Annotated in this window: 26 protein-coding genes; 17 read left to right on the top strand and 9 right to left on the bottom strand. The window is 69.0% G+C overall.

The features are described 5' to 3' along the window. Positions 1–37 precede the first annotated feature (37 nt). Both AB3X08_RS08620 and AB3X08_RS08615 read right to left on the bottom strand, forming a co-directional pair. The gene (locus tag AB3X08_RS08620; protein WP_369937621.1) at positions 38–565 is read right to left on the bottom strand and encodes an alpha/beta fold hydrolase; all 528 of its coding nucleotides are present in this window, start codon (positions 563–565) and stop codon (positions 38–40) included. Beyond that, entirely contained in the window at positions 562–1,053 is a 492-nt protein-coding gene (locus AB3X08_RS08615; RefSeq protein ID WP_369937619.1) for an MOSC domain-containing protein, read from the bottom strand. Before AB3X08_RS08615 ends, AB3X08_RS08620 begins: the two co-directional genes overlap by 4 nt. A 22-nt stretch (positions 1,054–1,075) precedes the next feature. On the opposite strand from AB3X08_RS08615, the gene AB3X08_RS08610 reads away from it, so the two are divergent. Next, positions 1,076–1,669, top strand: coding sequence for an N-acetylmuramoyl-L-alanine amidase (locus AB3X08_RS08610; RefSeq protein WP_369937617.1), 594 nt, complete (start codon positions 1,076–1,078; stop codon positions 1,667–1,669). A gap of 134 nt (positions 1,670–1,803) precedes the next feature. On the opposite strand, the gene AB3X08_RS08605 is transcribed toward AB3X08_RS08610, so the two are convergent. The 4 genes from AB3X08_RS08605 to AB3X08_RS08590 all read right to left on the bottom strand — a co-directional run bounded on the left by AB3X08_RS08605 (position 1,804) and on the right by AB3X08_RS08590 (position 5,308). Beyond that, positions 1,804–2,736 (bottom strand): DUF1684 domain-containing protein, encoded by a 933-nt coding sequence (locus tag AB3X08_RS08605; protein ID WP_369937615.1) that lies wholly within the window; start codon positions 2,734–2,736, stop codon positions 1,804–1,806. A gap of 75 nt (positions 2,737–2,811) precedes the next feature. Next, positions 2,812–3,693: a sulfurtransferase gene (locus AB3X08_RS08600; protein WP_369937613.1), complete on the bottom strand. Its 882-nt coding sequence runs from the start codon at positions 3,691–3,693 to the stop codon at positions 2,812–2,814. After that, complete coding sequence (locus AB3X08_RS08595; RefSeq protein WP_369937611.1) at positions 3,690–4,490, bottom strand: NUDIX hydrolase; 801 nt, start codon at positions 4,488–4,490, stop codon at positions 3,690–3,692. The genes AB3X08_RS08600 and AB3X08_RS08595 overlap by 4 nt, the downstream gene beginning before the upstream one ends. A gap of 116 nt (positions 4,491–4,606) precedes the next feature. Beyond that, positions 4,607–5,308, bottom strand: coding sequence for an FKBP-type peptidyl-prolyl cis-trans isomerase N-terminal domain-containing protein (locus tag AB3X08_RS08590; protein ID WP_228321593.1), 702 nt, complete (start codon positions 5,306–5,308; stop codon positions 4,607–4,609). 160 nt (positions 5,309–5,468) lie between these two features. Between AB3X08_RS08590 and AB3X08_RS08585 the strand changes: the two genes are divergently transcribed. The 3 genes from AB3X08_RS08585 to nth are packed head-to-tail and all read left to right on the top strand — an operon-like array spanning position 5,469 to position 7,303. Beyond that, positions 5,469–6,251, top strand: coding sequence for an enoyl-CoA hydratase-related protein (locus tag AB3X08_RS08585; protein ID WP_369937609.1), 783 nt, complete (start codon positions 5,469–5,471; stop codon positions 6,249–6,251). Positions 6,252–6,263: 12 nt separating this feature from the next. Then, entirely contained in the window at positions 6,264–6,632 is a 369-nt protein-coding gene (locus tag AB3X08_RS08580) for a hypothetical protein (RefSeq protein WP_369937608.1), read from the top strand. Then, a complete protein-coding gene (gene nth / locus AB3X08_RS08575) occupies positions 6,629–7,303 on the top strand; it encodes an endonuclease III (protein WP_369974764.1) in 675 nt (224 codons plus the stop codon). Before AB3X08_RS08580 ends, nth begins: the two co-directional genes overlap by 4 nt. Positions 7,304–7,693: 390 nt before the next feature. On the opposite strand, the gene AB3X08_RS08570 is transcribed toward nth, so the two are convergent. The 3 genes from AB3X08_RS08570 to AB3X08_RS08560 form a co-directional block, all read right to left on the bottom strand. After that, positions 7,694–9,265 carry a SulP family inorganic anion transporter gene (locus AB3X08_RS08570; RefSeq protein WP_369937605.1) on the bottom strand — a complete coding sequence of 524 codons (1,572 nt, stop codon included), beginning with the start codon at positions 9,263–9,265 and terminating at the stop codon, positions 7,694–7,696. Positions 9,266–9,276: 11 nt separating this feature from the next. Then, positions 9,277–9,966: a carbonic anhydrase gene (locus AB3X08_RS08565; RefSeq protein WP_369937604.1), complete on the bottom strand. Its 690-nt coding sequence runs from the start codon at positions 9,964–9,966 to the stop codon at positions 9,277–9,279. 181 nt (positions 9,967–10,147) lie between these two features. Beyond that, complete coding sequence (locus tag AB3X08_RS08560; protein WP_369937602.1) at positions 10,148–10,474, bottom strand: hypothetical protein; 327 nt, start codon at positions 10,472–10,474, stop codon at positions 10,148–10,150. 289 nt (positions 10,475–10,763) lie between these two features. On the opposite strand from AB3X08_RS08560, the gene AB3X08_RS08555 reads away from it, so the two are divergent. The 13 genes from AB3X08_RS08555 (at position 10,764) to rnt (ending at position 23,317) form a co-directional block, all read left to right on the top strand. Further along, on the top strand, positions 10,764–12,014 hold the full coding sequence (locus AB3X08_RS08555; protein ID WP_369937600.1) for an OprO/OprP family phosphate-selective porin: 1,251 nt from the start codon (positions 10,764–10,766) through the stop codon (positions 12,012–12,014). Between the two features lie 167 nt (positions 12,015–12,181). Next, entirely contained in the window at positions 12,182–13,201 is a 1,020-nt protein-coding gene (pstS, locus tag AB3X08_RS08550) for a phosphate ABC transporter substrate-binding protein PstS (RefSeq protein ID WP_369937598.1), read from the top strand. A gap of 409 nt (positions 13,202–13,610) precedes the next feature. Then, a complete protein-coding gene (gene pstS / locus AB3X08_RS08545) occupies positions 13,611–14,714 on the top strand; it encodes a phosphate ABC transporter substrate-binding protein PstS (RefSeq protein WP_369937596.1) in 1,104 nt (367 codons plus the stop codon). A gap of 237 nt (positions 14,715–14,951) precedes the next feature. Then, positions 14,952–15,926 (top strand): phosphate ABC transporter permease subunit PstC, encoded by a 975-nt coding sequence (gene pstC / locus AB3X08_RS08540; RefSeq protein WP_184410401.1) that lies wholly within the window; start codon positions 14,952–14,954, stop codon positions 15,924–15,926. Beyond that, the gene (pstA, locus tag AB3X08_RS08535) at positions 15,927–16,793 is read left to right on the top strand and encodes a phosphate ABC transporter permease PstA (protein WP_369937595.1); all 867 of its coding nucleotides are present in this window, start codon (positions 15,927–15,929) and stop codon (positions 16,791–16,793) included. Between the two features lie 19 nt (positions 16,794–16,812). Then, entirely contained in the window at positions 16,813–17,640 is an 828-nt protein-coding gene (pstB, locus tag AB3X08_RS08530) for a phosphate ABC transporter ATP-binding protein PstB (protein ID WP_369937594.1), read from the top strand. Positions 17,641–17,711: 71 nt separating this feature from the next. Next, positions 17,712–18,422, top strand: a complete 711-nt coding sequence (gene phoU, locus AB3X08_RS08525; protein ID WP_184410404.1) for a phosphate signaling complex protein PhoU — start codon at positions 17,712–17,714, stop codon at positions 18,420–18,422. A gap of 161 nt (positions 18,423–18,583) precedes the next feature. Beyond that, positions 18,584–19,018 carry an RcnB family protein gene (locus tag AB3X08_RS08520; protein ID WP_369937591.1) on the top strand — a complete coding sequence of 145 codons (435 nt, stop codon included), beginning with the start codon at positions 18,584–18,586 and terminating at the stop codon, positions 19,016–19,018. 162 nt (positions 19,019–19,180) lie between these two features. Beyond that, complete coding sequence (locus AB3X08_RS08515) at positions 19,181–19,537, top strand: hypothetical protein (RefSeq protein ID WP_369937590.1); 357 nt, start codon at positions 19,181–19,183, stop codon at positions 19,535–19,537. Further along, positions 19,521–20,408: a DUF692 domain-containing protein gene (locus AB3X08_RS08510; RefSeq protein ID WP_369937589.1), complete on the top strand. Its 888-nt coding sequence runs from the start codon at positions 19,521–19,523 to the stop codon at positions 20,406–20,408. Before AB3X08_RS08515 ends, AB3X08_RS08510 begins: the two co-directional genes overlap by 17 nt. After that, on the top strand, positions 20,401–21,162 hold the full coding sequence (locus AB3X08_RS08505; RefSeq protein WP_369937587.1) for a DNA-binding domain-containing protein: 762 nt from the start codon (positions 20,401–20,403) through the stop codon (positions 21,160–21,162). The genes AB3X08_RS08510 and AB3X08_RS08505 overlap by 8 nt, the downstream gene beginning before the upstream one ends. Positions 21,163–21,462: 300 nt before the next feature. Further along, the gene (locus tag AB3X08_RS08500; RefSeq protein WP_369937586.1) at positions 21,463–22,365 is read left to right on the top strand and encodes an IS110 family transposase; all 903 of its coding nucleotides are present in this window, start codon (positions 21,463–21,465) and stop codon (positions 22,363–22,365) included. Between the two features lie 307 nt (positions 22,366–22,672). Next, entirely contained in the window at positions 22,673–23,317 is a 645-nt protein-coding gene (gene rnt, locus AB3X08_RS08495) for a ribonuclease T (protein WP_369937585.1), read from the top strand. The last annotated feature ends 155 nt before the right edge of the window (positions 23,318–23,472 follow it).

The raw sequence follows: 23,472 nt of genomic DNA, 5'->3' as shown, positions 1-23,472 counted from the left end.
CGGTTGTTGCTGACGCCTGCCGTGCGAACCACGCCGCTCACAGCGTCTCCAGCAATTCGGCGAAGGCGCGCGCCGAAGTCTCGACGTGGCCGCCGAGCCGATGCGTATCGTCGACCAGCAGCAGTCGCGCCGCGCGCGCCTGCGCCCAGGCGATCACCTCGGCGGCGGGAATCAGTTCGTCGTGCCAGGCATGCACGATCGAGATCGGCACCGGCGCCGCGTCCAGCGCCGGCATCCACCCCATCCGCGTCGGCGGCACCATCAGGAACAGGCCGCGCACCGGCACCTGCAGCGACACCTGCGCGGCGATGTACGCGCCCAGGCTGGATCCGGCCAGCACCACCGGCCCGCGCTGCGCGGCGGCCTGAGTCAACGCGAGCAGGCGCTGCAGCCGCGCCGGCACGTCGCCGAGCTGGCTGATCTCGCGGCGCGCGTCCAGGTCGGTGAAATCCGGACGCTCGTGGCTCCAGCCCAGGCGCTGCGCGACCTCGGCCAATGCCGCGACCTTGATCGCCTCCGGACCGCTCTCGAACCCGTGCGCCAGAATGCAGTGGCCGCGGCTCACAGCGCCACCACCGCATCGCCGCGCCGCAGCGTGCCGCCGTGCACGATCCGCGCGCACAGGCCGCCGTGGCCGCGCATCGCGTTGTAGCCGCCCGGGCCCAGCGCGTCTTCCATGCGCGAGCACGGGTCGCATGGCGCGATGCCTTCCAGCTCGACCTCGCCGATGCGGAAACGCCGCCCTTTCAGCGCGATCAGCGGGATGCCGGAGACGACCAGGTTGCGCCGCAACGTCGCCGGCGCCACCTGCGCATGGCCGGCCAATGCGGCGATCGCCGGCAGGTGTTCGGCCTGGATCAGGGTCACCCCACGCTTGCCGTTGCGACCGGCGTAGCGGTCGCCGAACAGGCCGCCATCGGCATGCGCCACCGCCTGCGCCACCTCCAGCATCGGCACGTCGCGCGCCGGGCGCAGGCCTATCCAGTCCACGCGTCCGGCGCGCGGCAACGTGGCGAGCAGCGTCGCCAGCGGGCTATCGGGATTCAGAGTCATCGGCGAATGCTAGCATCCGCGCATGTCGCAGACCCCGCCGTTGCCGATCCACGATGCTCCCCTGCCCTACGTCGAACGGCTGCAGGCGCGCAGCCTGGATGCGATCGATCTGGCGGTGATCCATTGCACCGAACTGCCCGATCTGGCCAGCGCACGCGCCTACGGCGAACGCGTGCTGTATCCGTCCGGCACCGGCAACAGCGGCCACTTCTACATCGACCGCGACGGCAGCGTGCACCGCTACGTGCCCCTGCAGCGGGCGGCGCACCACGTGCGCGGCTACAACGAACGCTCGCTGGGCATCGAACTGGTCAACCGCGGTCGCTATCCGCATTGGCTGGATTCGCGCCACCAGACGCTGGACGAAACGTATCCGCCGGCGCAGATCCAGGCGCTGATCGCGCTGCTGCGCCAGTTGCAGGCGCAGTTGCCGCAGCTGCGCCACATCGCCGGCCACGACGCGCTGGACCGCAGCCGCGAACCCGCCAGCGACGATCCGGCGCTGCAGGTGCAGCGCAAGCTCGATCCCGGCCCGCGCTTTCCGTGGACGCAGGTGCTGCAGGCGGTGACGCTGACGCCGTATGCGCCGCCGGCGGATGAACGTTTCGACCGCTGACGCTGTTCTCTGTAGCAGCGGCTTCAGCCGCGACAGGCAACCTGATGGCGTGTGTCGCGGCTGAAGCCGCTCCTACAAAGACGCCAAAGACGCACCCGCCACGCCGCACACATTGCTGCCGCGCCTCACGCCGCTCAGCGCGGACCGAGGTAGTTCTTCTCGCCCGCCGTCACCGCCAGCTCCAGCCGATTGCCGACCGGCGCCAACGGGCACACCACGTGTGCGGTGAACGCGCACGGCGGGTTCTGCGCCAGGTTGAAGTCCAGCACGATGCGATCGCCCTGCGGCGGCTCCACGAACAGATAGCGCGCGCCGCCGTAGCTCTCGCGGCCGCTGGTGCGGTCGGTGAACGGGAAGAACAGCCGCTTGCCGTCGTCGTCGCGCAGCGCCTGCAAGCGGTAGCGGCGGCCGCCCAGGGTGAACTCGGCGCTGCCCGCCAGGGCCAGCGGCTGCGGCGTGCCGATCGAGGTGAGCAGCACGATCGCGCGCGGCAGCGGCGCCGGATGCCAGTCGGCGACCACGCGCCAGCGCGCATCGATCGGGAAATAGTCGATGCCGCGGAAACTGCCGCGCGCAGCCGCATGCGGATCGCGAAAACGCCAACCGAACAGATTGCCGGTACGCACCACGTAGAACTCCTGCTCGCCCAGCGCCAGCCGCGTCTCGCTGCCGTGCGCCGCATCGGTGCCGAGGCGACCGGCGCGGAACGGCTGCCCGCGCACCGTCGGCGCTGCGTCTGCGGCCGCCTCGAACACCACGCCGGCATCGGCGTCGATGCGCAGGCTGCCCAGGTGCGCAGGGCCGGCCGGCAGCTGCACATCGTTGCCGGCGGCACTGCCCACCTGATGCACGCCGCTGCGCAGCCGGCCGGAACCGGTGTAACTGAGCCAGCCGCCCGGCGCGCGCAGCCGCGCCACGCGCTGTGCGCGGCGCTGCTCCACCGCCATCCGGTAATGCGCGTCGGATTGCGAGCGCGGCGAGGCATCGGCGCCGTTGCCGCGCGGCCGCTCGCCGCAGGCGGCCAGGCCCAGCGCCGCCGCCAGCATCCACATCCCCCGCCAGCGCATCGCCTCAGCCCTTCTACCTGCCACCCATGTCTCCTCTGCGTCGCGCGGGCGCGCCTCGGCGCACTGTAGTAGCGGTCAGCCGCTGGCGCGCGGCCGGGCGGGATCGGCGATCCAGCCGCTCCACGAACCGGCATACACGCGCGCACCGTGCAGGCCCGCATGCTCCAGCGCCAACAGCAGATGGCAGGCGGTCACGCCCGACCCGCACATCAGCACCACCTCGCGCGGATCGCGCCCGTGCAGCAGCGGCTCCAGTTCGGCGCGCAGTTCCTGCGGCGGGCGCAGGCGCCCATCGCGCAGGTTCTGGCCCAGCGGACGGTTGATCGCGCCAGGCACGTGCCCGGCGACCGGATCGATCGGTTCCACCTCGCCGCGGAAACGCTCGGCGGCGCGCGCATCCAGCAACCAGCCCGGCGCCTCGTGCAGGCGCGCGGCGATTTCTTCGGCATCGGCGATCAGGCTGGCATCGAAGCGCTGCGGATACGGCGGCAACGGCGCAGGCGTGGCGGCGGCATCGGTCTCCGGCAGGCCGAGCCGGCGCCATTCGGCCAGGCCGCCGTCGAGCACGGCGACGCGGCGATGCCCGAGCAGGCCCAGCATCCACCACAGCCGGGCCGCGGCCATGCTGCCGTCGCCGGCGTCGTAGACCACCACCTGGGTGTGCGGCGCGATGCCCCAGCGCCCCAGCGTCTGCGCGAACGCATCGGCCTCGGGCAACGGATGCCGGCCCAGGCCGCGGCGGCCGAGGTCGGACAGATCGGTGTTGAGATCGGCGTACACCGCGCCGGGCAGATGCGACTGCGCGTAGGCCTGGCGCGCCAGCTGCGCGGCCTGCGGATCGGCGAGCGCGGCAGCGGCGAAGCGCGCATCCACGATGCGCAGGTCGGGATGGCCGAGCGCGGCGGCCAGCGCCGGCGCATCGACCAACTGCTTCCACTCGGAGAACGGGTCGCTCATGCGGTTTGCTCCAGTCGTCGGCGCAGGTTGAGCAGGATCGCCGCGGTCGCGCCCCAGATCCGCTGCCCTGGCCAGCCGTATTCCAGCACCACGCGTGGCCGTCCGCGATAGTCGGTCTCGATGCTGCGCAGGTTGTCCGGCGCCATCAGGTAAGCCAGTGGCACCTCGAACACGTCGGCCACTTCGCCGGGATGCGGCTGCGGCACGAACGCCGGATCGATCGCCGCCACCACCGGCATCACCCGGAACCCGCTGATGGTCACGAACGGATCGAGATAGCCCAGCGGTTCCGCCTGCGCCGCGGACAGCGCGATTTCTTCCTCGCTCTCGCGGATCGCCGCGGCCACCGCGTCGGCGTCGTCGGTTTCGATGCGGCCGCCGGGAAAACTGACCTGGCCGCCATGGTGGCGCAGGCCGTCGGTGCGCCGGGTCAGCAGCACGTGGGTGCCGTCGGCACGCGGCAGCAGCCCGACCAGCACCGCGGCCTCGGCCAGTGCGCCGTCGGGCAGCAGATCGTGCAATTCGTGGTGGTTCCAGCCGGGGCCGTCGGGCGGCAGCTGCAGCGGATGCAGCGCGCGCAGCAGCCGCGTGCGCTCGGCCAGGCGCTGGCCCGGCGTCGGCGACCATCCGCGCGCCGGCAGCACGTCCTGCATGTAACGTCGGCGCTCGGCGTCGCTCATGCCGCGCCAGCGCGCGATCTCGTCGCCGCTGCGCAGGCAGCCCGCGCAGTAGCCCTGCGCGTCGAGCGTGCACAGGCCGATGCAGGGCGACAGCAACGCATGGGGGACGGGATCCATCGGATTCGACACCTGCTCAGACTAGCGCGATTCGCCGGCAGCGGCACTTTCCCTGCCGCAAAAAAAATTGCGCCGGCGTTGCCGCCGGCGCAATCGTCATGCACTGGATGGCGCGCTTACTTGACGCTGACCAGCTTGATCTCGAACTGCACCGCCACGTTCGGCGGGAACGGCGTACGCGGGTCGGCGCCATAGGCCTTGTCCGGCGGCAGGGTCACTTCCCACTTGGAACCGGCCGGCATCTGCAGCAGCGTGTCGCGCATGGCCTGCATCTCGACTTCGCTGACCTTGATCGACGGGATCTGCTGCGCCGGACGCGCCTGCGCCGGGCGCTGGCCGAACGGGTACGGACCGGCCACTTCCAGCTGCACGGTGCTGGCCTGGGTCGGCTTGGCGCCCTTGCCGGCTTCGATCACGCGGTACTGCACGCCGCTGGGCAGCGTCTGCACGCCGGCCTTGGCCTTGTTCTGCGCGATGAACTGGTCGCTCTTGGTCTTGTTCTCGGCAGCGGCCTTCTCGTAATCGGCCTTGGCCTGCTGGGCACGGGCCTGCTCGCGCTTCTGGAACGCTTCGACGGCCGGCTTCAGCTGGTCGGCGGCGACCGCCGGCTGCTTCTTGGCGTAGGCATCCTGCAAGCCCTTCACCACCGCATTGATATCGAGCTGCTCGCCGCGGCCGGACAGTTCGGCAAGGTTGTTGCCGTAGTCGTAACCGAAGTAATAGCTCAGCTTGCCCTTCTCGGACGAGGTGTCCTGGGCGAACGCATTGCCGCTCAGGGCCAGGGCCGCCACGGCGACCGCGATAGAACGCAACTTCATCAAACAATTCTCCAGGGTGGTGGCACAGGACGGCCTGTGCCGCCTGAGATGACGCGTTAGGATAGCCGCCGCGGCGCATAACCGCTACCGACGACGCAATTCTGACAAGCTTGCGCCGCCGGAGTTCCCTTCACTCTTTTTTTACATCTCAGGAATGGCCATGTCCGGCACGCCGGTCGTCACCGCGACCCAGGATGCGATCCGCATCGTCACCGTGAACCGCGCTGACAAGCTCAACGCGTTGAATCGCCAAACATTACAGGCACTGGACGCGGCCTTCGCCGAGGCCGAGGCCGACCCGGCCATCCGCGTCGTGGTGCTGACCGGCGCCGGCGAGAAGGCCTTCGTGGCCGGCGCCGACATCGCCGAAATGAACGAACTCACACCGGTTCAGGGGCGCGACTTCTCGCAGCTCGGCCAGCGCCTGATGCGCCGCATCGAGCGCCTGAGCAAGCCGGTCCTGGCCATGGTCAACGGATTCGCGCTCGGCGGCGGGCTGGAACTGGCCATGGCCTGCCACCTGCGCGTGGCCGCCGACAGCGCCCGGCTCGGCCAGCCGGAGATCAACCTCGGGCTGATCCCCGGCTTCGGCGGCACCCAGCGCCTGGTGCGCCTGGCCGGCCGCGCCGCGGCACTGGAACTGTGCCTGCTCGGCACGCCGATCGATGCGGCGCGCGCGCTGCAGTTGGGCCTGGTCAACCGCGTGGTGCCTGCGGCCGAGTTGCGCGAGGCTACATTGCAACTGGCGCAGCAACTGGCCGGCGCCGCGCCGCTGGCATTGCGCGGCATCCTCGACGCGATCCAGGTCGGCGCCGAATCGGCGATCGAGCAAGGCCTCGAGTACGAGACCGCGCAGTTCGGCCTGCTGTTCTCCAGCGAGGACATGCGCGAAGGCACGCGCGCATTCCTGGAGCGGCGCCCGCCGCTGTTCCGCAATCGCTGAGCCGCGCGCCCGATGTCCGATCTGCCCTCTCCCGCATCGCCGCTGCAACTGCTGCGCTGGGTGCTCGACGACGATCTCGACGCGGCGATCGATGGCGGCCTGATGGAGTACGCCGGCACCGCCGACGACGACCTGCTCGATCCGGCGCATCCGCAATTGCGCACGCAGCTGCTGGCGGCGCAACAACGCCTGCGCGAGGCCTGGGCCGCGCGCGAACGCTACCGCGCGCGCGCCGCGCGCCTGGCACGCCGCGCCGCCGCACGCGAGGCGCGGCGAGCGCCGCCGGCGAGCGTCGCCGCTGCGGCACCGTCGCTGCCGCCGGCCGCGGCGGCGATCCTGGCACGGGCCAAGGCCAAAGCGGCCGCGCGAGGTGCGCAATGAGCGCCGCGCTCGCCGCGCCAAGGCGTGGACCCACGTTGAGCAAGGCCGAGATCCACGAACTGTTCTCGCGCCTGTCCGAACTCAATCCCACGCCGACCACCGAGCTGGAATACAGCACACCGTTCGAGCTGCTGATCGCGGTGATCCTGTCGGCGCAGGCCACCGATGTCGGGGTCAACAAGGCCACGCGTCGTCTCTATCCGGTGGCGAACACGCCGGCGGCGATCCTGGCGCTGGGCGAGGATGGCCTGAAGCGCTACATCTCCACCATCGGCCTGTTCAACGCGAAAGCCAAGAACGTGATCGCCACCTGCCGCATCCTGGTCGAGCAGTACGGCGGCGACGTGCCGCGCGAGCGCGCCGCGCTGGAGGCCTTGCCGGGGGTCGGCCGCAAGACCGCCAACGTGGTGCTCAACACCGCCTTCGGCGAGCCGACCATCGCGGTGGACACGCATATCTTCCGCGTCGCCAACCGCACCGGCCTTGCCCCGGGCAAGGACGTGCGCGCGGTCGAGGACGCCCTGCTCAAGCGGGTGCCAACGCAGTTCCTGCACGATGCGCACCACTGGCTGATCCTGCATGGCCGCTACGTGTGCAAGGCGCGCAAACCGGAGTGCCCACGCTGCGTGATCCGCGACCTGTGCCGGTTCAAGGACAAGACGCCAGGGTGAGGTGGTTCGAACGATAGCCGCCGCAGCGCCGATCAGATGCACTGCGGAGCGCGGCTTTAGCCGCGACAGCGACCGAAGCCGGGACTCCACAGTTTCCCTCGTCGCGACTGAAGTCGCTCCCACAAGGGTTTCCGCAGCGCAGTCGAGTTGCGAGACCTCTTGTGGGAGGGACCGCAGTCCCGACTGCATGCCAGTTCGGAACATCCACCGCTTCGCTCGTCGCGGCTGAAGCCGCTCCTACAGTGCACCCAGCCGGCTAGTTCGCAGGCCTTGTAGGAGCGGCTTCAGCCGCGACCACTTTCCGAAGCCGCAATGCCCGCATCTGCGCGCGTCGCGACCGAAGCCGCTCCTGCACGCTTTTCATGAAGACGCATCAAACGTCGCAGCCCGCTACGCCGCGCGCTGCCCCTCCACGCGTCGGTCCAGTTCCTTCCAGTCCACCACCAGCGCGCAGCCGCGGGCGGCGGCGTTGCGGCTCCAGTCGCGCAGCAGTTCCAGGCAGGCATGGTCGACGTGATGCAACCGTGCCACGTCCAGATGCAGCTCGGTGTTGGGCGGCAGCCGTTCCAGGGCGCGCGCCATCGTCGGCACGCGCAGGAAGGTCGCCGAGCCCTCCAGCGACAGGCGCAGCTTGCCGGCGCCGGCCGCGGCACTGCCGCCCGCATCTTCGTGCGCATGCACGCCGACCTTCAACCGCGACTGCTGCAACGCCAGGCGCAGCAGCGACAACGCAAAACCGATCAGCACGCCGGTGAGCAGGTCGGTGGCGACGATGGCGAAGGTGGTCGCCAGGTAGATCGCCGCGGTGCCGCGGCCGTAGGCGGCCAGGTCGCGCACCTGCCCGAGCTTGACCATCTTCAGCCCGGTGTAGACCAGGATGCCGGCCAGGCATGCCACCGGGGTCATCCGCAGCAGCCACGGCAGCAGCAGCGCGAACACCAGCAGCCAGCCGGCGTGCAGGATGGTGGACATGCGCGTGGCGGCGCCGGCCTGCACGTTGGCCGCGCTGCGCACGATCACCCCGGTCATCGGCAACGCGCCGAGAAAGCCGCACAGCATGTTGCCCACGCCCTGCGCGGCGAGTTCGCGGTCGTAATGGGTGCGCGGACCGTCGTGCATACGGTCCACCGCCGCCGCCGACAACAGGGTCTCGGCACTGGCGATGAAGGCGAAGGTGAAGGCCGACAGCAACAGCGTCGCGTCGAACACGCCGAGCATCTCGGCCAGGCTCGGGGTCTGGATCGCGGAGAACAGGTTGGCCGGCACGTCGACCTTGCGCACGTCCATGCCCTGCAGCTGCACCAGCGCGGTCATCGCCACCACCGCCAGCAATGCGCCGGGCACGAAGCGCAGCGGCTGCGGACGCAGCCGCTCCCACGCCAGCATGATCGCGATGGTACCCAGCCCGACCAACAGCGCGGCGCGGCCCACGCCCGCGTCCAGCGTCTGCCACAGCACCGCCGGCAACGCGGCGAAATTTTCCAGCCCGCGCGCCTTCGGCGCCGCATCCATCAGCACGTGCGATTGCGAGGCGACGATCAGGATGCCGATGCCCGAAAGCATGCCGGCGACCACCGCCGGCGAGGTCATGCGGAACCACACCCCGGCCCGGCACAGCCCCGCAAGCAACTGGATCGCACCGGCCAGCAGGATCACCGGTCCCAACGCGGCCACGCCATGCTGGCGGACCAGCTCGAACACCAGCACGGCCAGGCCGGCGGCCGGGCCGCTGACCTGCAGCGGCGAGCCGGCGATCATGCCGACCACCAGGCCGCCGACGATGCCGGTGATCAGGCCGGCCGCCGGCGGCATGCCCGAGGCGATGGCGATGCCCATGCACAGCGGCAGCGCGACCAGGAACACCACCACCGAGGCCAGCAGGTCGCGGCCGAACGCGCCGTTGCGCAGGTAGCCGGCGAGCGCGGACGCACCGCCGCGGGAAGGTTCTGTCATGGTTCGCATGCTCGCCTCCTTCAGATCGCGACGTTGCGCAGGACCGGCGCCAGGCGCGGGCGCGGGGTGGCTTCGGGCGCGCGCTTGCCTTCTTCCGGCAGCAGCGGCACGAAGCGGCCCTGCTCGGCATCGAAGGCGCGGATCTCGCCGTGGGCGATGTCGTAGATCCAGCCATGGATCCGCAGCGCGCCGCGCGCCAGCCGCGCCGCCACCACCGGCTGGGTTCGCAGATGGTCCAGCTGCGACACCACGTTTTCCTCGGTCAGGCAGTGCAGCGCGTCCTCGGGGTGCCCGGCGTGATCGTGCTGCGCGGCGACCTGGCGCGCGCTGTCGGTGTGCTTGAGCCAGGCGGCCACGTTGGGCACGTCCTGCAGCGCGTCGGGATCGAGCACCGCCTTCATCGCGCCGCAGTCGGTGTGGCCGCAGACCACGATGTGCTTCACCTGCAACACCGCCACCGCGTATTCGATCGCCGCGACCACGCCGCTGACGTGCTGCGAGTACGGCGGCACCACGTTGCCGATATTGCGGTAGACGAACAGTTCGCCGGGCTGCGCGGCGAACATCAGTTCCGGCATCACCCGCGAATCGGCACAGGTGATGAACAGCGTATGCGGGGTCTGGCCGCCGGCCAGTTGCCGGAACAGGCCGCGCTGACGCGGATAGACCTCTTTGCGGAAGTGGCGGAAACCATTGAGCAGACTTTCCATGGGGGAACCTCGGGACAAGGGGAAGGCGTCGCCGCGGCGGATGCCGCAGAACTAGGGAAGGAACGTGAGCGTCGCGCCGGGGCGCACTGCACGAATGCCGCAGCGGCAGGCGGGCGTTGGACCTTGAAGCGGCGATCGAGCCAGAGCCGGCCTCCGGCCGAGCGGGATCGGCGCCGCTCGGTCAGGCGCTGGGAGGTCGCAGGCGCGGCCGCGGATGGGTGCCGGCACCGTGCCACGCCGCCGGCTCGCGCCAGATGGGCGCGCTGCGTATCGGCCGCCATGGCGCTGCCGGCAATACCGGCGTGTCGTCGTATGCGAGTTGATCGGCGCTGCTGCGCGAGGTGTCCTGCGTGCCCGCCTGCGGGTCCGGCGCAACGGCCTGACCGCTCTCGGCCTGCAGCGGCGGCAAGGCCGTCGCTGCCGAGCGCAATGTCGGCAGTATCGCCAGCAGCACGATCAGCAACAGTGCAGCGAGCGTCGGCATCCGTTTGCGGGCATGCGAGGTCATGCCTCCACGCTACCCAGCGGCTCCACCAGCGACAAGTGGTGCAGCGCACAAAAGCGCCAATCGATGGCGCGTTGGCGAGACGATGCCGTGCTTTGTGACGCCCGTCGTCCGGCACGTCCGCAGCCGGCGTTTCATCTGCGCGCCATCGGACCGCAACATGGCGCGCGTTCAATGGCGCAAAAGACGCAGTGGCGTGCACCAGCGTGCGCGGCGGCCGTCCGCCAAGTGTCACATTTACGCAATCTTCACACATTAGCCTGCGCGCATCTTCCCACCGCCCAGGCAACCCATGAAACTGTCTCGCACCCTCCTCTCGGCAGCCGTGCTCACCGCCGTGTTCGCACCTGCCGCGCACGCCGAAATCGCCATCGACGTGATCGGCGGTTCGGAAATCTCCTTCGAGGGCCTGGTCCAGGCCGACGGCAACTGGTTCGACAACGACGTCCAGGACCTCAACGGCACCACCGGCAACAACGGCAAGAACTCCGAGTTCGGCATCCGCCGCGCCGAGCTGGTGGTCAAGGGCAAGGGCCCGGGCAACTTCGAGTGGGTCGCCGGCTACGACGCCAGCGTCCTGCGCGAATCGTCCAACAACGGCACCACCGTGCGCAGCACCGGCAAGTTCCTGGACAACAACATCAAGTACAAGTTCGGCGGCAACGCCAACAACTTCCTGCAGCTCGGCCAGTACAAGCAGCCCAACAGCCTGGAAGAACTGTCCAGCACCAAGAACAACGACTTCATCTCCAAGGCCTCGGTCACCAACACCTACGCGGTGTCGCGTCGCCTCGGCGGCGTGGTCGGCTTCGGCGACAACAACTGGAGCGTAGTCGGCAGCGTGTTCGGCCGCGAGCTGAGCCGCAACCTGGCGCACGGCAGCGGCTACGGCGCGCGCGGCACCTTCGCGCCGATCAACGAGTCGGGCAACATCCTGCACTTCGGCCTGAGCTACGTGAATTACGACACCGACGCCGACACGCTGCGCCTGCGCGCGCGTCCGGACGCCGACCTGGCCTCGGTGCGTCTGGTCGACAGCGGCAACCTGACCAACACCGACCGCATCGGCGTGATCGGCGGCGAAGCGATGTGGGTCACCGGCCCGTTCAAGACCCAGGCCGAGTACTACAACGCCAAGGTCGAGCGCTACGGCGCCAGCGACAACTACAGCAGCGACGGCTGGTACCTCAGCGGCGTGTGGAACATCACCGGCGAGACCTGGGGCTACAAGGCCGGCGTGCCGACCACCCCGCTGCCGAACGAGCCGGCCAGCGGCATGTGGCAGCTGGGCGTGCGCTACGACAGCATCGACCTCAACGACGGCAGCCTGGTCGCGCGTCCGGTCGGCGCACCGCTGGTCGACGGCGTGCTCGGCGGCAAGATGAGCACCTGGACGGTCGGCGCCAACTGGTACTGGCGCTCCAACTTCAAGCTGGCGCTGAACTACGTGATGGTGGACAGCAGCAAGTACAGCAGCACCACCCGCGGCAACGTCAGCGACAAGCCGAACATCCTCGAAGCGCGCGCACAGTTCTACTGGTAATCGCCGCGGCGCCGGTGCAGTGCGCGGCCGATGCCGTGCGCCGCATCGGCGCCATGCTCCATCGCAGCGTCATGTTTCCGTCATGTACCAGCCCCGGCGCCGTCATCCAATGGTTATGTAATGACCACATGCGGCGCCCCGCTCACCACCCTTCAGGAGCTTCCTCCGTGATCCTCTCGCTCAAATCCCGCGTCGCGGCTGCCGCCGTCGCCGCCTCGTTCGTGTTCGCCGCCAACGCCGCCGATGTCACCGGCGCGGGCGCTTCGTTCATCTATCCGGTCATGTCCAAGTGGTCGGCCGACTACAACACCGCCACCGGCAAGAAGGTCAACTACCAATCGATCGGTTCCGGCGGCGGTATCGCCCAGATCAAGGCGGCGACGGTCGACTTCGGTTCGTCCGATGCGCCGCTGAAGCCCGACGACCTGGCTGCGTCCGGCCTGGCCCAGTTCCCGTCGGTGATCGGCGGCGTGGTACCGGTGGTCAACGTGCAGGGCATCGCCCCGGGCGCGCTGAAGCTGGACGGCAAGACCCTGGCCGATATCTTCCTGGGCAAGGTCAAGACCTGGAACGACCCGGCGATCGTCGCCCTGAACCCGGGCGCGAAGCTGCCGGACGCCAAGATCACCGTGGTGCACCGCTCCGACGGTTCGGGCACCAGCTTCAACTTCACCAACTACCTGTCCAAGGTCAACCCGGACTGGAAGAGCAAGGTCGGCGAAGGCACCGCCGTGCAGTGGCCGGTCGGCATCGGCGGCAAGGGCAACGAAGGCGTCGCCGCCTACGTCAAGCAGATCAAGGGCGGCATCGGCTACGTCGAACTGTCCTACGCGCTGCAGAACAAGATGGCCTACACCGCGATGAAGAACGCCGCCGGCAAGTTCGTGCAGCCCAGCGACGAGAGCTTCGCCGCCGCTGCCGCCAGCGCCGACTGGGCCAGCGCCAAGGACTTCTACCTGGTCATGACCAACGCCCCGGGCGAGGCCTCGTGGCCGATCACCGCGACCAACTTCATCCTGGTCCACAAGCAGCCGAAGAACCCGGCCAGCGCCAAGGCCACCAAGGAGTTCTTCAAGTGGGTCTACGCCAACGGCGACGCCCAGGCCAAGCAGCTCGACTACGTGCCGCTGCCGGACGCGCTGGTCAAGCAGATCGACGCGTATTGGACCGCCAACCTGAAGTATTGATCGGCCCTCTCTCCGCCGATCGCTACCCGGACGCGGGCCCCTCACGGGGTCCGCGTTTTTTTATCTCCTCCCCATCGGGACCCTGGCCCTTTTCTCGGGGGACGGTGCCCCAGGGCGGATGCGGGTACGCCTGAAGCGGTGCCCGATGGAGACACGAAGCGGCACCAAAGATCGCAGCGCATGCAAGAGCCACCCAGATACCGCAGAACAGCCACTCCGCCCATCTGCGCGTGGCTTCGCCCGTACCCTCACCCCCGACCCCTCTCGCGAGGGGAGAGGGGAGCGAAGCTGCTGTTTTTCTTGACCAATTTCACGCACGGGCGGCCGCGTCATGAGGCTGTAACAAAAACATCATTTCATAGCGAGCATCCGCCGGACCTTCCGGCCCTCTTCGCTACGGAGTGACCCCATGAAACTGCAGCCGGCACGCTTTTTTGCCGTCCTGTCCCTGGCCCTCGCCTTCGCCGTCACTGCCTGCCAGCCGGGCAATGGCGACAAGCCGCAGGGTGCCGCCGATGCGGCAGGTGGCGCGCCCGCAGCCGCTCCGGCCGACGGCGCCAAGACCGCCGCGGAAATCTCCGGCGCCGGCGCGTCCTTCATCTACCCGCTGGTGTCCAAGTGGTCGGCCGACTACCACAGCGCCACCGGCAACAAGATCAACTATCAGTCGATCGGCTCCGGCGGCGGCATCGCCCAGATCAAGGCCGGCACGGTCGATTTCGGTTCCTCCGACAAGCCGCTGGACAGCGCCGAACTGGCCGCCGCCGGCCTCGGCCAGTTCCCCTCGGCGATCGGGGGCGTGGTGCCGGTGGTCAACCTGGACGGCATGGAAGCGGGCAAGCTGAAGCTGACCGGCACGGTACTGGCCGACATCTTCCTCGGCAAGGTCACCACCTGGAACGATCCGGCGATCGCCGCGCTGAACCCCGGCACCACCCTGCCCAGCACCAAGATCAACCTGGTGCACCGCTCCGACGGTTCGGGCACCAGCTTCAACTTCACCAACTACCTTTCCAAGGTCAGCCCGGAGTGGAAGAGCAAGGTCGGCGAAGGCACCTCGGTGCAGTGGCCGGGCGGCGTCGGCGGCAAGGGCAACGAAGGCGTGGCCTCCTACGTGCAGCAGATCAAGGGCTCGATCGGCTACGTCGAACTGGCCTACGCGCTGCAGAACAAGATGCCATACACCTCGCTGCAGAACGCGGCCGGCAACTGGGTCCAGCCCAACGCCGACAGCTTCGCCGCGGCCGCCGCGTCGGCCGACTGGGCCAACGCCAAGGACTTCAACCTGGTCATCACCAACGCCGCCGGCGCGCAGGCGTGGCCGATCACCGCCACCAACTTCATGCTGATGCACAAGCAGCCCAAGGACGCGGCGCGCAGCAAGGCGACGCTGGAGTTCTTCAAGTGGGCGTTCGAGAAGGGTCAGCCGCAGGCCAACGAACTGCATTACGTGCCGCTGCCGCCGGAACTGGTGCAGCAGATCGAGGCGTACTGGGCCAAAGAGTTCAAGTAAGCGCAGCCCCACTTCCGCCCTCGCTGGCGGAAGCATCTGCGCGGCGGAAAGCGCCACGCATGTGAATCGCGCCCGGCGTCGCGGCAAGCAACGCCGGGCGCCGCAGCGGTACGACGTAGTCCGGACTTTCGGGTTCCCGCTTGCGCGGGAGCGACGCAGCCACCCACCGCGCGCGGCCACCGCCGCCGCGGCAACGATCGGACCGCGCCAGCGCGCGCTCCGGCAACCACCGAGCCCATGAACGCCACTGTCATTCCCGAAGCGATATCGGCGCCCAGCGGACGCGACCTGCGCGACGCCCGTGCCGACCGTCTGTTCCGCTGGACGCTCACCGCCACCGTCGTCTTCGTCCTCATCGCCCTGGCCAGCGCGGCGCTGTCGATGCTGTGGGGCGGCCGCCACGCCTTGCAGATGCAGGGCCTGAGCTTCTTCTACTCCAGCGAATGGAATCCGGTCGAGAACAAGTACGGCGCGCTGGCGCCGATCTACGGCACCCTGGTCACCGCGCTGATCGCGATGCTGATCGCGGTGCCGGTGAGCTACGGCATCGCGTTCTTCCTGACCGAAGTGTCGCCGCGCTGGCTGCGCGGCCCGATCGGCACCGCCATCGAACTGCTGGCCGGCATCCCGTCGATCATCTACGGCATGTGGGGCCTGTTCGTGCTGGTGCCGGTGATGACCGAATACGGCACGCCGTGGCTCAACGACCATCTCGGCACGCTGCCGGTGATCGGGCCGATGTTCCAGGGCCCGCCGCTGGGCATCGGCCTGCTCACCGCCGGTTTCGTGCTGGCGATCATGGTGATCCCGTTCATCTCCTCGGTGATGCGTGAAGTGTTCCTGACCGTGCCGACGCGGCTGAAGGAATCGGCCTACGCGCTGGGTTCGACCAAGTGGGAAGTGAGCTGGGACATCGTGCTGCCCTACACCCGCTCGGCGGTGATCGGCGGCATCTTCCTGGGCCTGGGCCGCGCGCTCGGCGAGACCATGGCAGTGGCGTTCGTGGTCGGCAACACGGTGCGGCTGTCGCCGTCGCTGCTGGAACCGGGCACCACCATCGCCGCGCTGATCGCCAACGACTTCGGCGAGGCCACCGAGACCTACCGTTCGGCGCTGCTGCTGCTGGGCTTCGTGCTGTTCATCGTGACCTTCATCGTGCTGGCGATCGCCCGCCTGATGCTGCAGCAACTGTCGCGCCGGGAGGGCAACTAAATGGCCGCCGACATCGCCGACCGCCTGTACAACCGCCGCCGCGTGGTCAACGTGTTCGCGCTGCTGCTGTCCTGCCTCACCGCGCTGTTCGGCCTGGTGTTCCTGGGCTGGATCCTGTGGACCCTGCTGGCCAAGGGCATCGCCGGCATCGACCTGGACCTGTTCACCCGCATGACCCCGCCGCCGGGCGAAGAAGGCGGCCTGGCCAACGCGTTCTTCGGCAGCGCGGTGATGTGCGGCCTGGCGCTGCTGATCGGCACGCCGCTGGGCGTAGCCGCCGGCACCTGGCTGGCCGAATACGGCAACGCGCGCAAGACCGGCCAGGTGGTGCGCTTCGTCAACGACATCCTGCTGTCTGCGCCGTCGATCGTGCTCGGCCTGTTCGTCTACACGCTGTACGTGATGCAGACCGGCGGGCGCTTCTCGGCGATGGCCGGCGCGCTGTCGCTGGCCTTCATCGTGCTGCCGGTGGTGGTGCGCACCACCGACGAAATGCTGCGCCTGGTGCCCTCGCAGATGCGCGAGGCGGCGCTGTCGCTGGGCATCCCGCAGTGGAAGGTGACGATCCAGGTGCTGTACCGCAGCGCCTCGGCCGGCATCGTCACCGGCGTGCTGCTGGCGCTGGCGCGGATCAGCGGCGAGACCGCGCCGCTGCTGTTCACCGCCTTCGGCAACCAGTACTGGAACAACAACGTGATGCAGCCGATGGCGAGCGTGCCGGTGGTGATGAACTCCTTCGCCGGCAGCCCCTACCCGACCTGGCAGCAACTGGCCTGGTCCGGCGCGCTGGTGCTCACCGTGTTCGTGCTGCTGGTCAGCCTCGGCGCGCGCGGCCTGCTGAGCCGCTACAAGACTTCCAACGATTGAGCCCCCTATGGAACCGGCCATGAACGATCACCACAACGCCGCACCGATGCACCGCATCGCCATGCCCGCCGGACACACCGCGCTGGCGCCATCGCCGGTCAAGGTGGCCGCACGCGGCCTGGACTTCTACTACGACAAGTACCACGCGCTGAAGGGCATCAACCTCGAAGTGCCGGAAAAGCGCGTCACCGCGTTGATCGGCCCGTCCGGTTGCGGCAAGTCGACCCTGCTGCGCATCTTCAACCGCATCTATGCGCTGTATCCGAAGCTGGAGGCGCGCGGCGAGGTGCTGCTGGACGGCGAGAACATCCTGTCGCCGAAGTATCCGATGAACCGCCTGCGCAGCAAGGTCGGCATGGTGTTCCAGAAGCCGGTGCCGTTCCCGATGACCATCTTCGAGAACGTGGCCTACGGCATCCGCCACCACGAGAAGCTGTCCAAGGCGGACATGAGCGACCGCGTCGAGCAGGCGCTGCGCCAGGGCGCGCTGTGGGACGAGGTCAAGGACAAGCTCGGACAGAGCGCGCTGGGCCTGTCCGGCGGCCAGCAGCAGCGCCTGTGCATCGCCCGCGCCGTGGCCCTGCGCCCGGACGTGCTGCTGCTCGACGAGCCGACCTCGGCGCTGGACCCGATCTCCACCAGCCGCATCGAACAACTGGTCGAAGAGCTGAAGACCGACTACACCATCGTCATCGTCACCCACAACATGCAGCAGGCCGCGCGCGTGTCCGACTACACCGCCTTCATGTACCTGGGCGACCTGATCGAACACGACCGCACCGAGATCATCTTCTCGCAGCCCAGCAAGCAGCAGACCGAAGACTACATCACCGGCCGCTTCGGCTGAGAACGCCCGACGCCAGCCCCGCGACGCCAGGACGGCCGCGGCGACACTAACGAATCCAACGGATCTACGACATGAACACCCAGCCGAACGAGCACATCGTGAAGAGCTACGACGAAGAACAGCACCGCATCGCCGCGGAGATCGTGCGCATGGGCGAGACCGCGGTGGCGCAGCTGGAAGCGGCCCTGGACGTGGTCGAGCGCCGCGACGACAACGCCGCGCTGCGCATCGTGGTCAACGACGAAGCGATCGACGCGCTCGAGCATGCGATCAGCAGCGACGTGATGCGGCTGGCGCTGCGTGGCCCGATGGCGCGCGACCTGCGCGAGATCCTCGCCGGCCTGCGCATCCCGGCCGACATCGAGCGCATCGGCGACTACGCGGCGAACGTGGCCAAGCGCTCCATCGCGCTGAACACCTCGCCGCCGATGCCGCAGACCCTGGGCCTGCGCCAGCTCGGCAAGCTCGCCGCGGAGCAGGTCCGCGAGGCGCTGCTGGCCTACCAGAACAACGACGCCGACGCCGCGCTGCGGGTCCGCCAGAGCGATGCGCTGCTGGACGCGCAGTACACCGCGCTGTTCCGCGAGCTGCTGACCTACATGATGGAGGATGCGCGCAACATCACCCCGTGCACGCATCTGCTGTTCATGGCCAAGAATCTGGAACGGATCGGCGACCACGCCACCAACATCGCCGAGAACGTGTGGTTCCTGGTGCATGGCGACCAGCCGCTGCCGCCGCGCGACAAACGCGACGAGACCAGCAGCACCTCGGGCATCTGACGCCCGGATTCACGCGCCCTCGACGCGGTCGATACGTTGCGACACATATCGACATGTGCAAATGATTGAATCTCCTGGGAATTTTATCGCCTATTCATCGGCTGGCGCCTAGCGTGTCGGTACGCGTGGAGCCGTTCTCCACCGACCACCCAGGAGACACCATGAAGCGCATCATCGGCTCGGTCCTCGCCCTGTCCCTGCTGGCCTCCGGCGGCGCCTTCGCCGCCGGGCAGGACGACCACGATCGCGACCGCGATCCGCAGCAGGGACGCAAGGACCATCCGCACGACAACGGCCGCAAGGACCAACGCGACGATCGGGGCCCGCAACAGGCGCGCAACGATGGCCGCCACGACGATCATCGCGGCGATCATCGCGACGACCGCCACGACAACGGCCGTCACGCAGGTCCGCGCCATTACCAGCGCGGCGAACGCCTGGCCGCCGATCATCGCGGCGATCGCGTGCCCGACTACCGCAAGCACGGGCTGAAGCCGCCGCCGCGTGGCCACGAGTGGCGCCGGGTCGACAACCAGTACGTGTTGATCGCCGTGGCCACCGGCGTGATCAGCAGCGTCATCGCCAACAGCCGTTAAGGCGGCGGCGCAAGGCGCGATCGCAAGGCCCCGCTTCGGCGGGGCCTTTTCGTTGCGCACGGCGCAGCGCCGCATGCGGTGGCCGGCGCCAACGGGTACGCTTGGCGGACACGGCCAGCGTGGCGACGCCGGCACCACGTTTCGTTCGCCAGGAGCGTTTACATGTCCATCCCCTCGCGTCCGTCCGCCGCGCTCGCCGGCGCCGTCCTGCTCAGCGGCCTGGGCCTGTCCGCCTCCGCCCTGGCGATGACCGACCTGGCCCAGGGCTATGCGCTGGGCGCCCAGTCCGCGGCGCCGCCGAGCGCCGACAAGGCCGCGCCCACGGCGCCGGCGCAACCCAAGTCCAAGTCCGCGACTGACGCCAGCGCGGACAAGACCGCCGAGGGCAGCTGCGGCGCGCATGCGCAGCAGGCCAACTCGTCCACGCCGGACAAGCCTGCTGCCGCTCCGGCCCGGCACGACGACAAGGCGATGGCCGAAGGCAAGTGCGGCGAAGGCAAGTGTGGCGGCGGCAGCTGATTCCTCCGCGCGCAGGCTGGCCGCGGCAAGCGCGGGACTCGGCCTGCGCCGCGGCCTGCTACCGGAATTGCTGCAGGCCGCGCCGACAGCATTCGATTTCCTCGAGTGCGCACCGGACAACTGGATCGGCGTCGGCGGCCGCCTGGGCGAGATGCTGGACACGCTGGCCGCGCGCCATCCGCTGAGCTGCCATGGCCTGTCGCTGTCGCTCGGCGGCATGGCGCCGCTGGACACGGGCCTGCTGCGGCAGACCCGGCAGTTCCTGGATCGCCACCGCGTCGCGCTGTACAGCGAACACCTCAGCTACAGCGCCGACGACGGCCAGCTCTACGAACTGCTGCCGCTGCCGTTCACCGACGAAGCGGTGCGTCATGCCGGCGCGCGCATCGCCCAGGCGCAGGATGCGCTGGGCCGGCGCATCGCGGTGGAGAACGTGTCCTACTACGCCGCGCCCGGCCAGGCCTTGAGCGAAGCCGAGTTCGTGACGGCGGTGCTGGCCGAAGCCGACTGCGACCTGCTGCTCGACGTCAACAACGTCTGCGTCAACGCCGCCAACCACGGCTACGACGCCCTCGCCTTTCTCGCCGCGATGCCGAGCCCACGCATCGCCTCGTACCACATCGCCGGGCATCGCGACGACGCCACCAGCGCGCTGAAGATCGACACCCACAGCGCGGCAGTGGCGGCCGATGTCTGGAATCTGCTCGACGCGGCCTACCGCCTGCACGGCGTGTGCCCGACCCTGCTCGAGCGCGACAGCCAGTTCCCGCCGCTGTCCGAGCTGCTGGACGAGGTGCAGCGCATCCGCGACGCACAGGCGCAGGCCACCTCGGTGCAAGCAGCGCAGAGGGCGCAAGTGGCGCATGGCTGACACCCTGCACGCGCAGCAGTTCGCATTGGCGCTGCACCTGCGCGATCCGCAGCGGCACGCGCCGCCGGCGGACATCGAGCCGCGACGGCTGGCGGTGTACCGCGCGCTGTTCTTCGACAACATCGCGCAATTGCTCGCCTCGCAGTTCCCGGTGCTACGCGCCACGCTCGGCGAGGACGCATGGCTGGCCCTGCTGCGCGCCTTCTGCGCCGAGCACCGTGCACGCACGCCGCTGTTCCCGCGCATCGGCGGCGAGTTCGTACGCTTTCTGCAGCAACGCGGCGAAGATGCGCAACGGCCATGGCTGGCCGAACTGGCGCACTACGAAACGGTCGAGCTGGAGGTGCAGATCGACGATGCGCCAGTGCCGCCGCACGATCCGCACGGCGACCTGCTCGACGGCATTCCGCAGCTCTCGCCCTGGCTGCGCCTGCTGCGCTATCGCTGGCCGGTGCAACACATCGGCCCGACCTGGCAACCGAGCGCAGCGCCGGCGCAGGCGCAGGCGACCTGCCTGCTGGCGCGGCGCGATGCCGACGGTCAGGCCCGCTTCGCCGAACTGGCGCCGCTGGCCCACGCACTGGTCGAGCGGCTGCGCGACGGCGCGCACAGCGGACGCGCACTGTTGCTGCGCCTGGCAGCAGAGCATGGCCAGGATCCGGATGCGCTGCTGCATGAAGGCACCGTGCTGCTCGAGCGCCTGCGCGACCAAGGCGGCATCCTCGGTACCCGCCTGTCCTGTGGGAGCGCCTGAAGGGCACCTCTCACTTCAGTCCGAAGCTGTACGTTGCGCGTGGTCTTCCTGTCGCGGCTGAAGCCGCTTGTGTCTGGAAGTTGGTCTACAGTTTGAGTGGAGAGCGATGTGCGGCACGCCGACAGGCCGCAGTGTTCGAGCACGTGTAGGAGCCAGGGCGGCCGCACATCGACCTCGTTGCCTAGCCCGAACAGTTGAACGAGCGCTCGCTCGAACTTCACAAGCGTGGGCAGCCACGAGGCAGCTCTCTCCTGCCCCTCAGTCTACCTAACGCTTATGTCTCTTTGGATTGGTCTGGATGTGGCCAAGGACACCTTGGCCGTTCACGTGCTTCCCCTGAACCAGTTGCTGTCCTTTCCCAATACCGCCCAGGGCCACCAGCGCCTGTGTGACCAGCTTGCCGGGCAGTGCGTCGGCAACGTGCTGCTGGAGGCCACCGGCGGCTACGAACGAGCGGTCATGAACGCCCTGGCCACGGCAGGCCTCCCGGTGACCCGGATCAATCCGCGCCGCGCGCGCGCGTTTGCCACGGCCTTGGGCACCATTGCCAAGACCGATCCGCTGGATGCGGCCTTGCTCGCGCGCATGGCCCAGCTGGTGCAAGCGCCCGCGCCGCCTCCTGATCCCTTGCGCGAGCAACTGCGCATGCTGGTCCAGCGCCGCGAACAACTGGTTCAGCAGCGCGACGACGAGCGCCGTCGGTTGCATCAGGCGACCCTGGCCGTCGTGCGTGAGTGTCTGATCCAACAGATCGGCGACTTGCGTCGCCGTCTCCAGCGGATGAACCAGGCGATCAAGCAGGTGCAGCACCAGCTCGACGATGCACTGGCGCGCTCGCTGAGCGCGGTCCCTGGCATCGGCGAGGTCACCACGGCCAGCCTGATCGCCTACCTGCCCGAGTTGGGCACCCTGGACCGCCGCCAGATCGCGGCTCTGGTCGGCGTGGCGCCCTACAACGTGGACAGCGGCAAGCACCGTGGCAAACGCCGCATCCGCGGCGGGCGGGCCCCGATCCGACGGGTGCTCTACATGGCCTGTTGGAGCGGCGTGCGCACCCAAGCCTCCTTCAAGGAGCGCTATCACCAGCTACGGGCACGCGGCAAGCCCGCCAAGGTGGCCATCACCGCGTGCATGCGCGTGCTGCTGATCCGCCTCAACGCCATGGCGCGTGATCGCACACCATGGCAAGAGGCAACCGGGTGAGAAGACAGTTGCTCCTACAAGAGCACGCGCGCATGTTGTAGGAGCGGCTTCAGCCGCGACAGGAGAACCAAGTGGCCTCGGTGCCACGGCCTCCATGCGAACGCGTCGGCGGCGCAAGCGCACTGCCATGCTGCCGAGGGGGTATGAGAGAAGCCCTGAAGCCGCTCCCACGGCGCCTCGCCGACGCTCCATCGATCCGCGACAATCCGTGCCGCCTCGTCAGTGTCGCCGTGTTGATGCGCCTTCGCCAGCCGCGCGCAAGCGCGGCCACAGAGGGCGTTTAGCCGCGCTCTGCTACCCTGCACGCATGAACGATCACGTCGAAAGCCCGTCCCAGCCCCTCGCCGTCACCCCGATGTCGCGGCGTTTCCGCGGCTATCTGCCGGTGGTGGTGGACGTGGAGACCGGCGGCTTCGACTGGAACCGGCACGCGCTGCTGGAGATCGCCGTGGTCCCGATCGAGATGGACGATGCCGGCCAGTTGTACCCCGGCGCCACCGCCAGCGCGCACGTGGTGCCGGCGCCCGGCACCGCCATCGACCCGAAGTCGCTGGAAGTCACCGGCATCATCCTCGACCATCCGTTCCGCTTCGCCAAGCCCGAGCGCGAGGCGCTGGACCACGTGTTCGCGCCGGTGCGCGCGGCGGTGAAGAAATACGGCTGCCAGCGCGCGATCCTGGTCGGCCACAACGCCCATTTCGACCTGAACTTCCTCAACGCCACCGTGGCCCGCTGCGGTCACAAGCGCAATCCGTTCCACCCGTTCAGCGTGTTCGACACCGTGACCCTGGGCGGCATCGCCTACGGCCAGACCGTGCTGGCCCGCGCCGTGCAGGCCGCCGGCTTCGACTGGAACGCCGCCGAGGCGCACAGCGCGGTCTACGACACCGAACAGACTGCCCGCCTGTTCTGCAAGATCGCCAACGCGTGGCCGGCACCGCAGATCGGCTGAATGCCTCGCACGACCAAGAGCGGCCTTGGGCCTGGCTATTTGGTCACTGCGATCCGGTCACTGCGGCATCCTCTTCCGCTCAGCCACATCGAGTGCGTTGAAGCCGATCGGCGGGAGTGATACCGTCAATTGCATTGTCCGGCAAAGGGAATGCG

Origin of the sequence: Xanthomonas sp. DAR 34887 (genome assembly GCF_041245805.1) — a bacterium.
Classification (GTDB): domain Bacteria; phylum Pseudomonadota; class Gammaproteobacteria; order Xanthomonadales; family Xanthomonadaceae; genus Xanthomonas_A; species Xanthomonas_A tesorieronis.
This window is presented reverse-complemented; position numbering and strand designations above follow the sequence as displayed.

Excerpts from the sequence above, each read along its gene's own strand:
- AB3X08_RS08615 (WP_369937619.1), bottom strand. The coding sequence starts at position 1,053 with ATGACTCTGAATCCCGATAGCCCGCTGGCGACGCTGCTCGCCACGTTG.
- AB3X08_RS08610 (WP_369937617.1), top strand. The coding sequence starts at position 1,076 with ATGTCGCAGACCCCGCCGTTGCCGATCCACGATGCTCCCCTGCCCTAC.
- AB3X08_RS08605 (WP_369937615.1), bottom strand. The coding sequence starts at position 2,736 with ATGCGCTGGCGGGGGATGTGGATGCTGGCGGCGGCGCTGGGCCTGGCC.
- AB3X08_RS08600 (WP_369937613.1), bottom strand. The coding sequence starts at position 3,693 with ATGAGCGACCCGTTCTCCGAGTGGAAGCAGTTGGTCGATGCGCCGGCG.
- AB3X08_RS08595 (WP_369937611.1), bottom strand. The coding sequence starts at position 4,490 with ATGGATCCCGTCCCCCATGCGTTGCTGTCGCCCTGCATCGGCCTGTGC.
- AB3X08_RS08590 (WP_228321593.1), bottom strand. The coding sequence starts at position 5,308 with ATGAAGTTGCGTTCTATCGCGGTCGCCGTGGCGGCCCTGGCCCTGAGC.
- AB3X08_RS08585 (WP_369937609.1), top strand. The coding sequence starts at position 5,469 with ATGTCCGGCACGCCGGTCGTCACCGCGACCCAGGATGCGATCCGCATC.
- AB3X08_RS08580 (WP_369937608.1), top strand. The coding sequence starts at position 6,264 with ATGTCCGATCTGCCCTCTCCCGCATCGCCGCTGCAACTGCTGCGCTGG.
- nth (WP_369974764.1), top strand. The coding sequence starts at position 6,629 with ATGAGCGCCGCGCTCGCCGCGCCAAGGCGTGGACCCACGTTGAGCAAG.
- AB3X08_RS08570 (WP_369937605.1), bottom strand. The coding sequence starts at position 9,265 with ATGCGAACCATGACAGAACCTTCCCGCGGCGGTGCGTCCGCGCTCGCC.
- AB3X08_RS08565 (WP_369937604.1), bottom strand. The coding sequence starts at position 9,966 with ATGGAAAGTCTGCTCAATGGTTTCCGCCACTTCCGCAAAGAGGTCTAT.
- AB3X08_RS08560 (WP_369937602.1), bottom strand. The coding sequence starts at position 10,474 with ATGACCTCGCATGCCCGCAAACGGATGCCGACGCTCGCTGCACTGTTG.
- AB3X08_RS08555 (WP_369937600.1), top strand. The coding sequence starts at position 10,764 with ATGAAACTGTCTCGCACCCTCCTCTCGGCAGCCGTGCTCACCGCCGTG.
- pstS (WP_369937596.1), top strand. The coding sequence starts at position 13,611 with ATGAAACTGCAGCCGGCACGCTTTTTTGCCGTCCTGTCCCTGGCCCTC.
- pstC (WP_184410401.1), top strand. The coding sequence starts at position 14,952 with ATGAACGCCACTGTCATTCCCGAAGCGATATCGGCGCCCAGCGGACGC.
- pstA (WP_369937595.1), top strand. The coding sequence starts at position 15,927 with ATGGCCGCCGACATCGCCGACCGCCTGTACAACCGCCGCCGCGTGGTC.
- pstB (WP_369937594.1), top strand. The coding sequence starts at position 16,813 with ATGAACGATCACCACAACGCCGCACCGATGCACCGCATCGCCATGCCC.
- phoU (WP_184410404.1), top strand. The coding sequence starts at position 17,712 with ATGAACACCCAGCCGAACGAGCACATCGTGAAGAGCTACGACGAAGAA.
- AB3X08_RS08520 (WP_369937591.1), top strand. The coding sequence starts at position 18,584 with ATGAAGCGCATCATCGGCTCGGTCCTCGCCCTGTCCCTGCTGGCCTCC.
- AB3X08_RS08515 (WP_369937590.1), top strand. The coding sequence starts at position 19,181 with ATGTCCATCCCCTCGCGTCCGTCCGCCGCGCTCGCCGGCGCCGTCCTG.
- AB3X08_RS08505 (WP_369937587.1), top strand. The coding sequence starts at position 20,401 with ATGGCTGACACCCTGCACGCGCAGCAGTTCGCATTGGCGCTGCACCTG.
- rnt (WP_369937585.1), top strand. The coding sequence starts at position 22,673 with ATGAACGATCACGTCGAAAGCCCGTCCCAGCCCCTCGCCGTCACCCCG.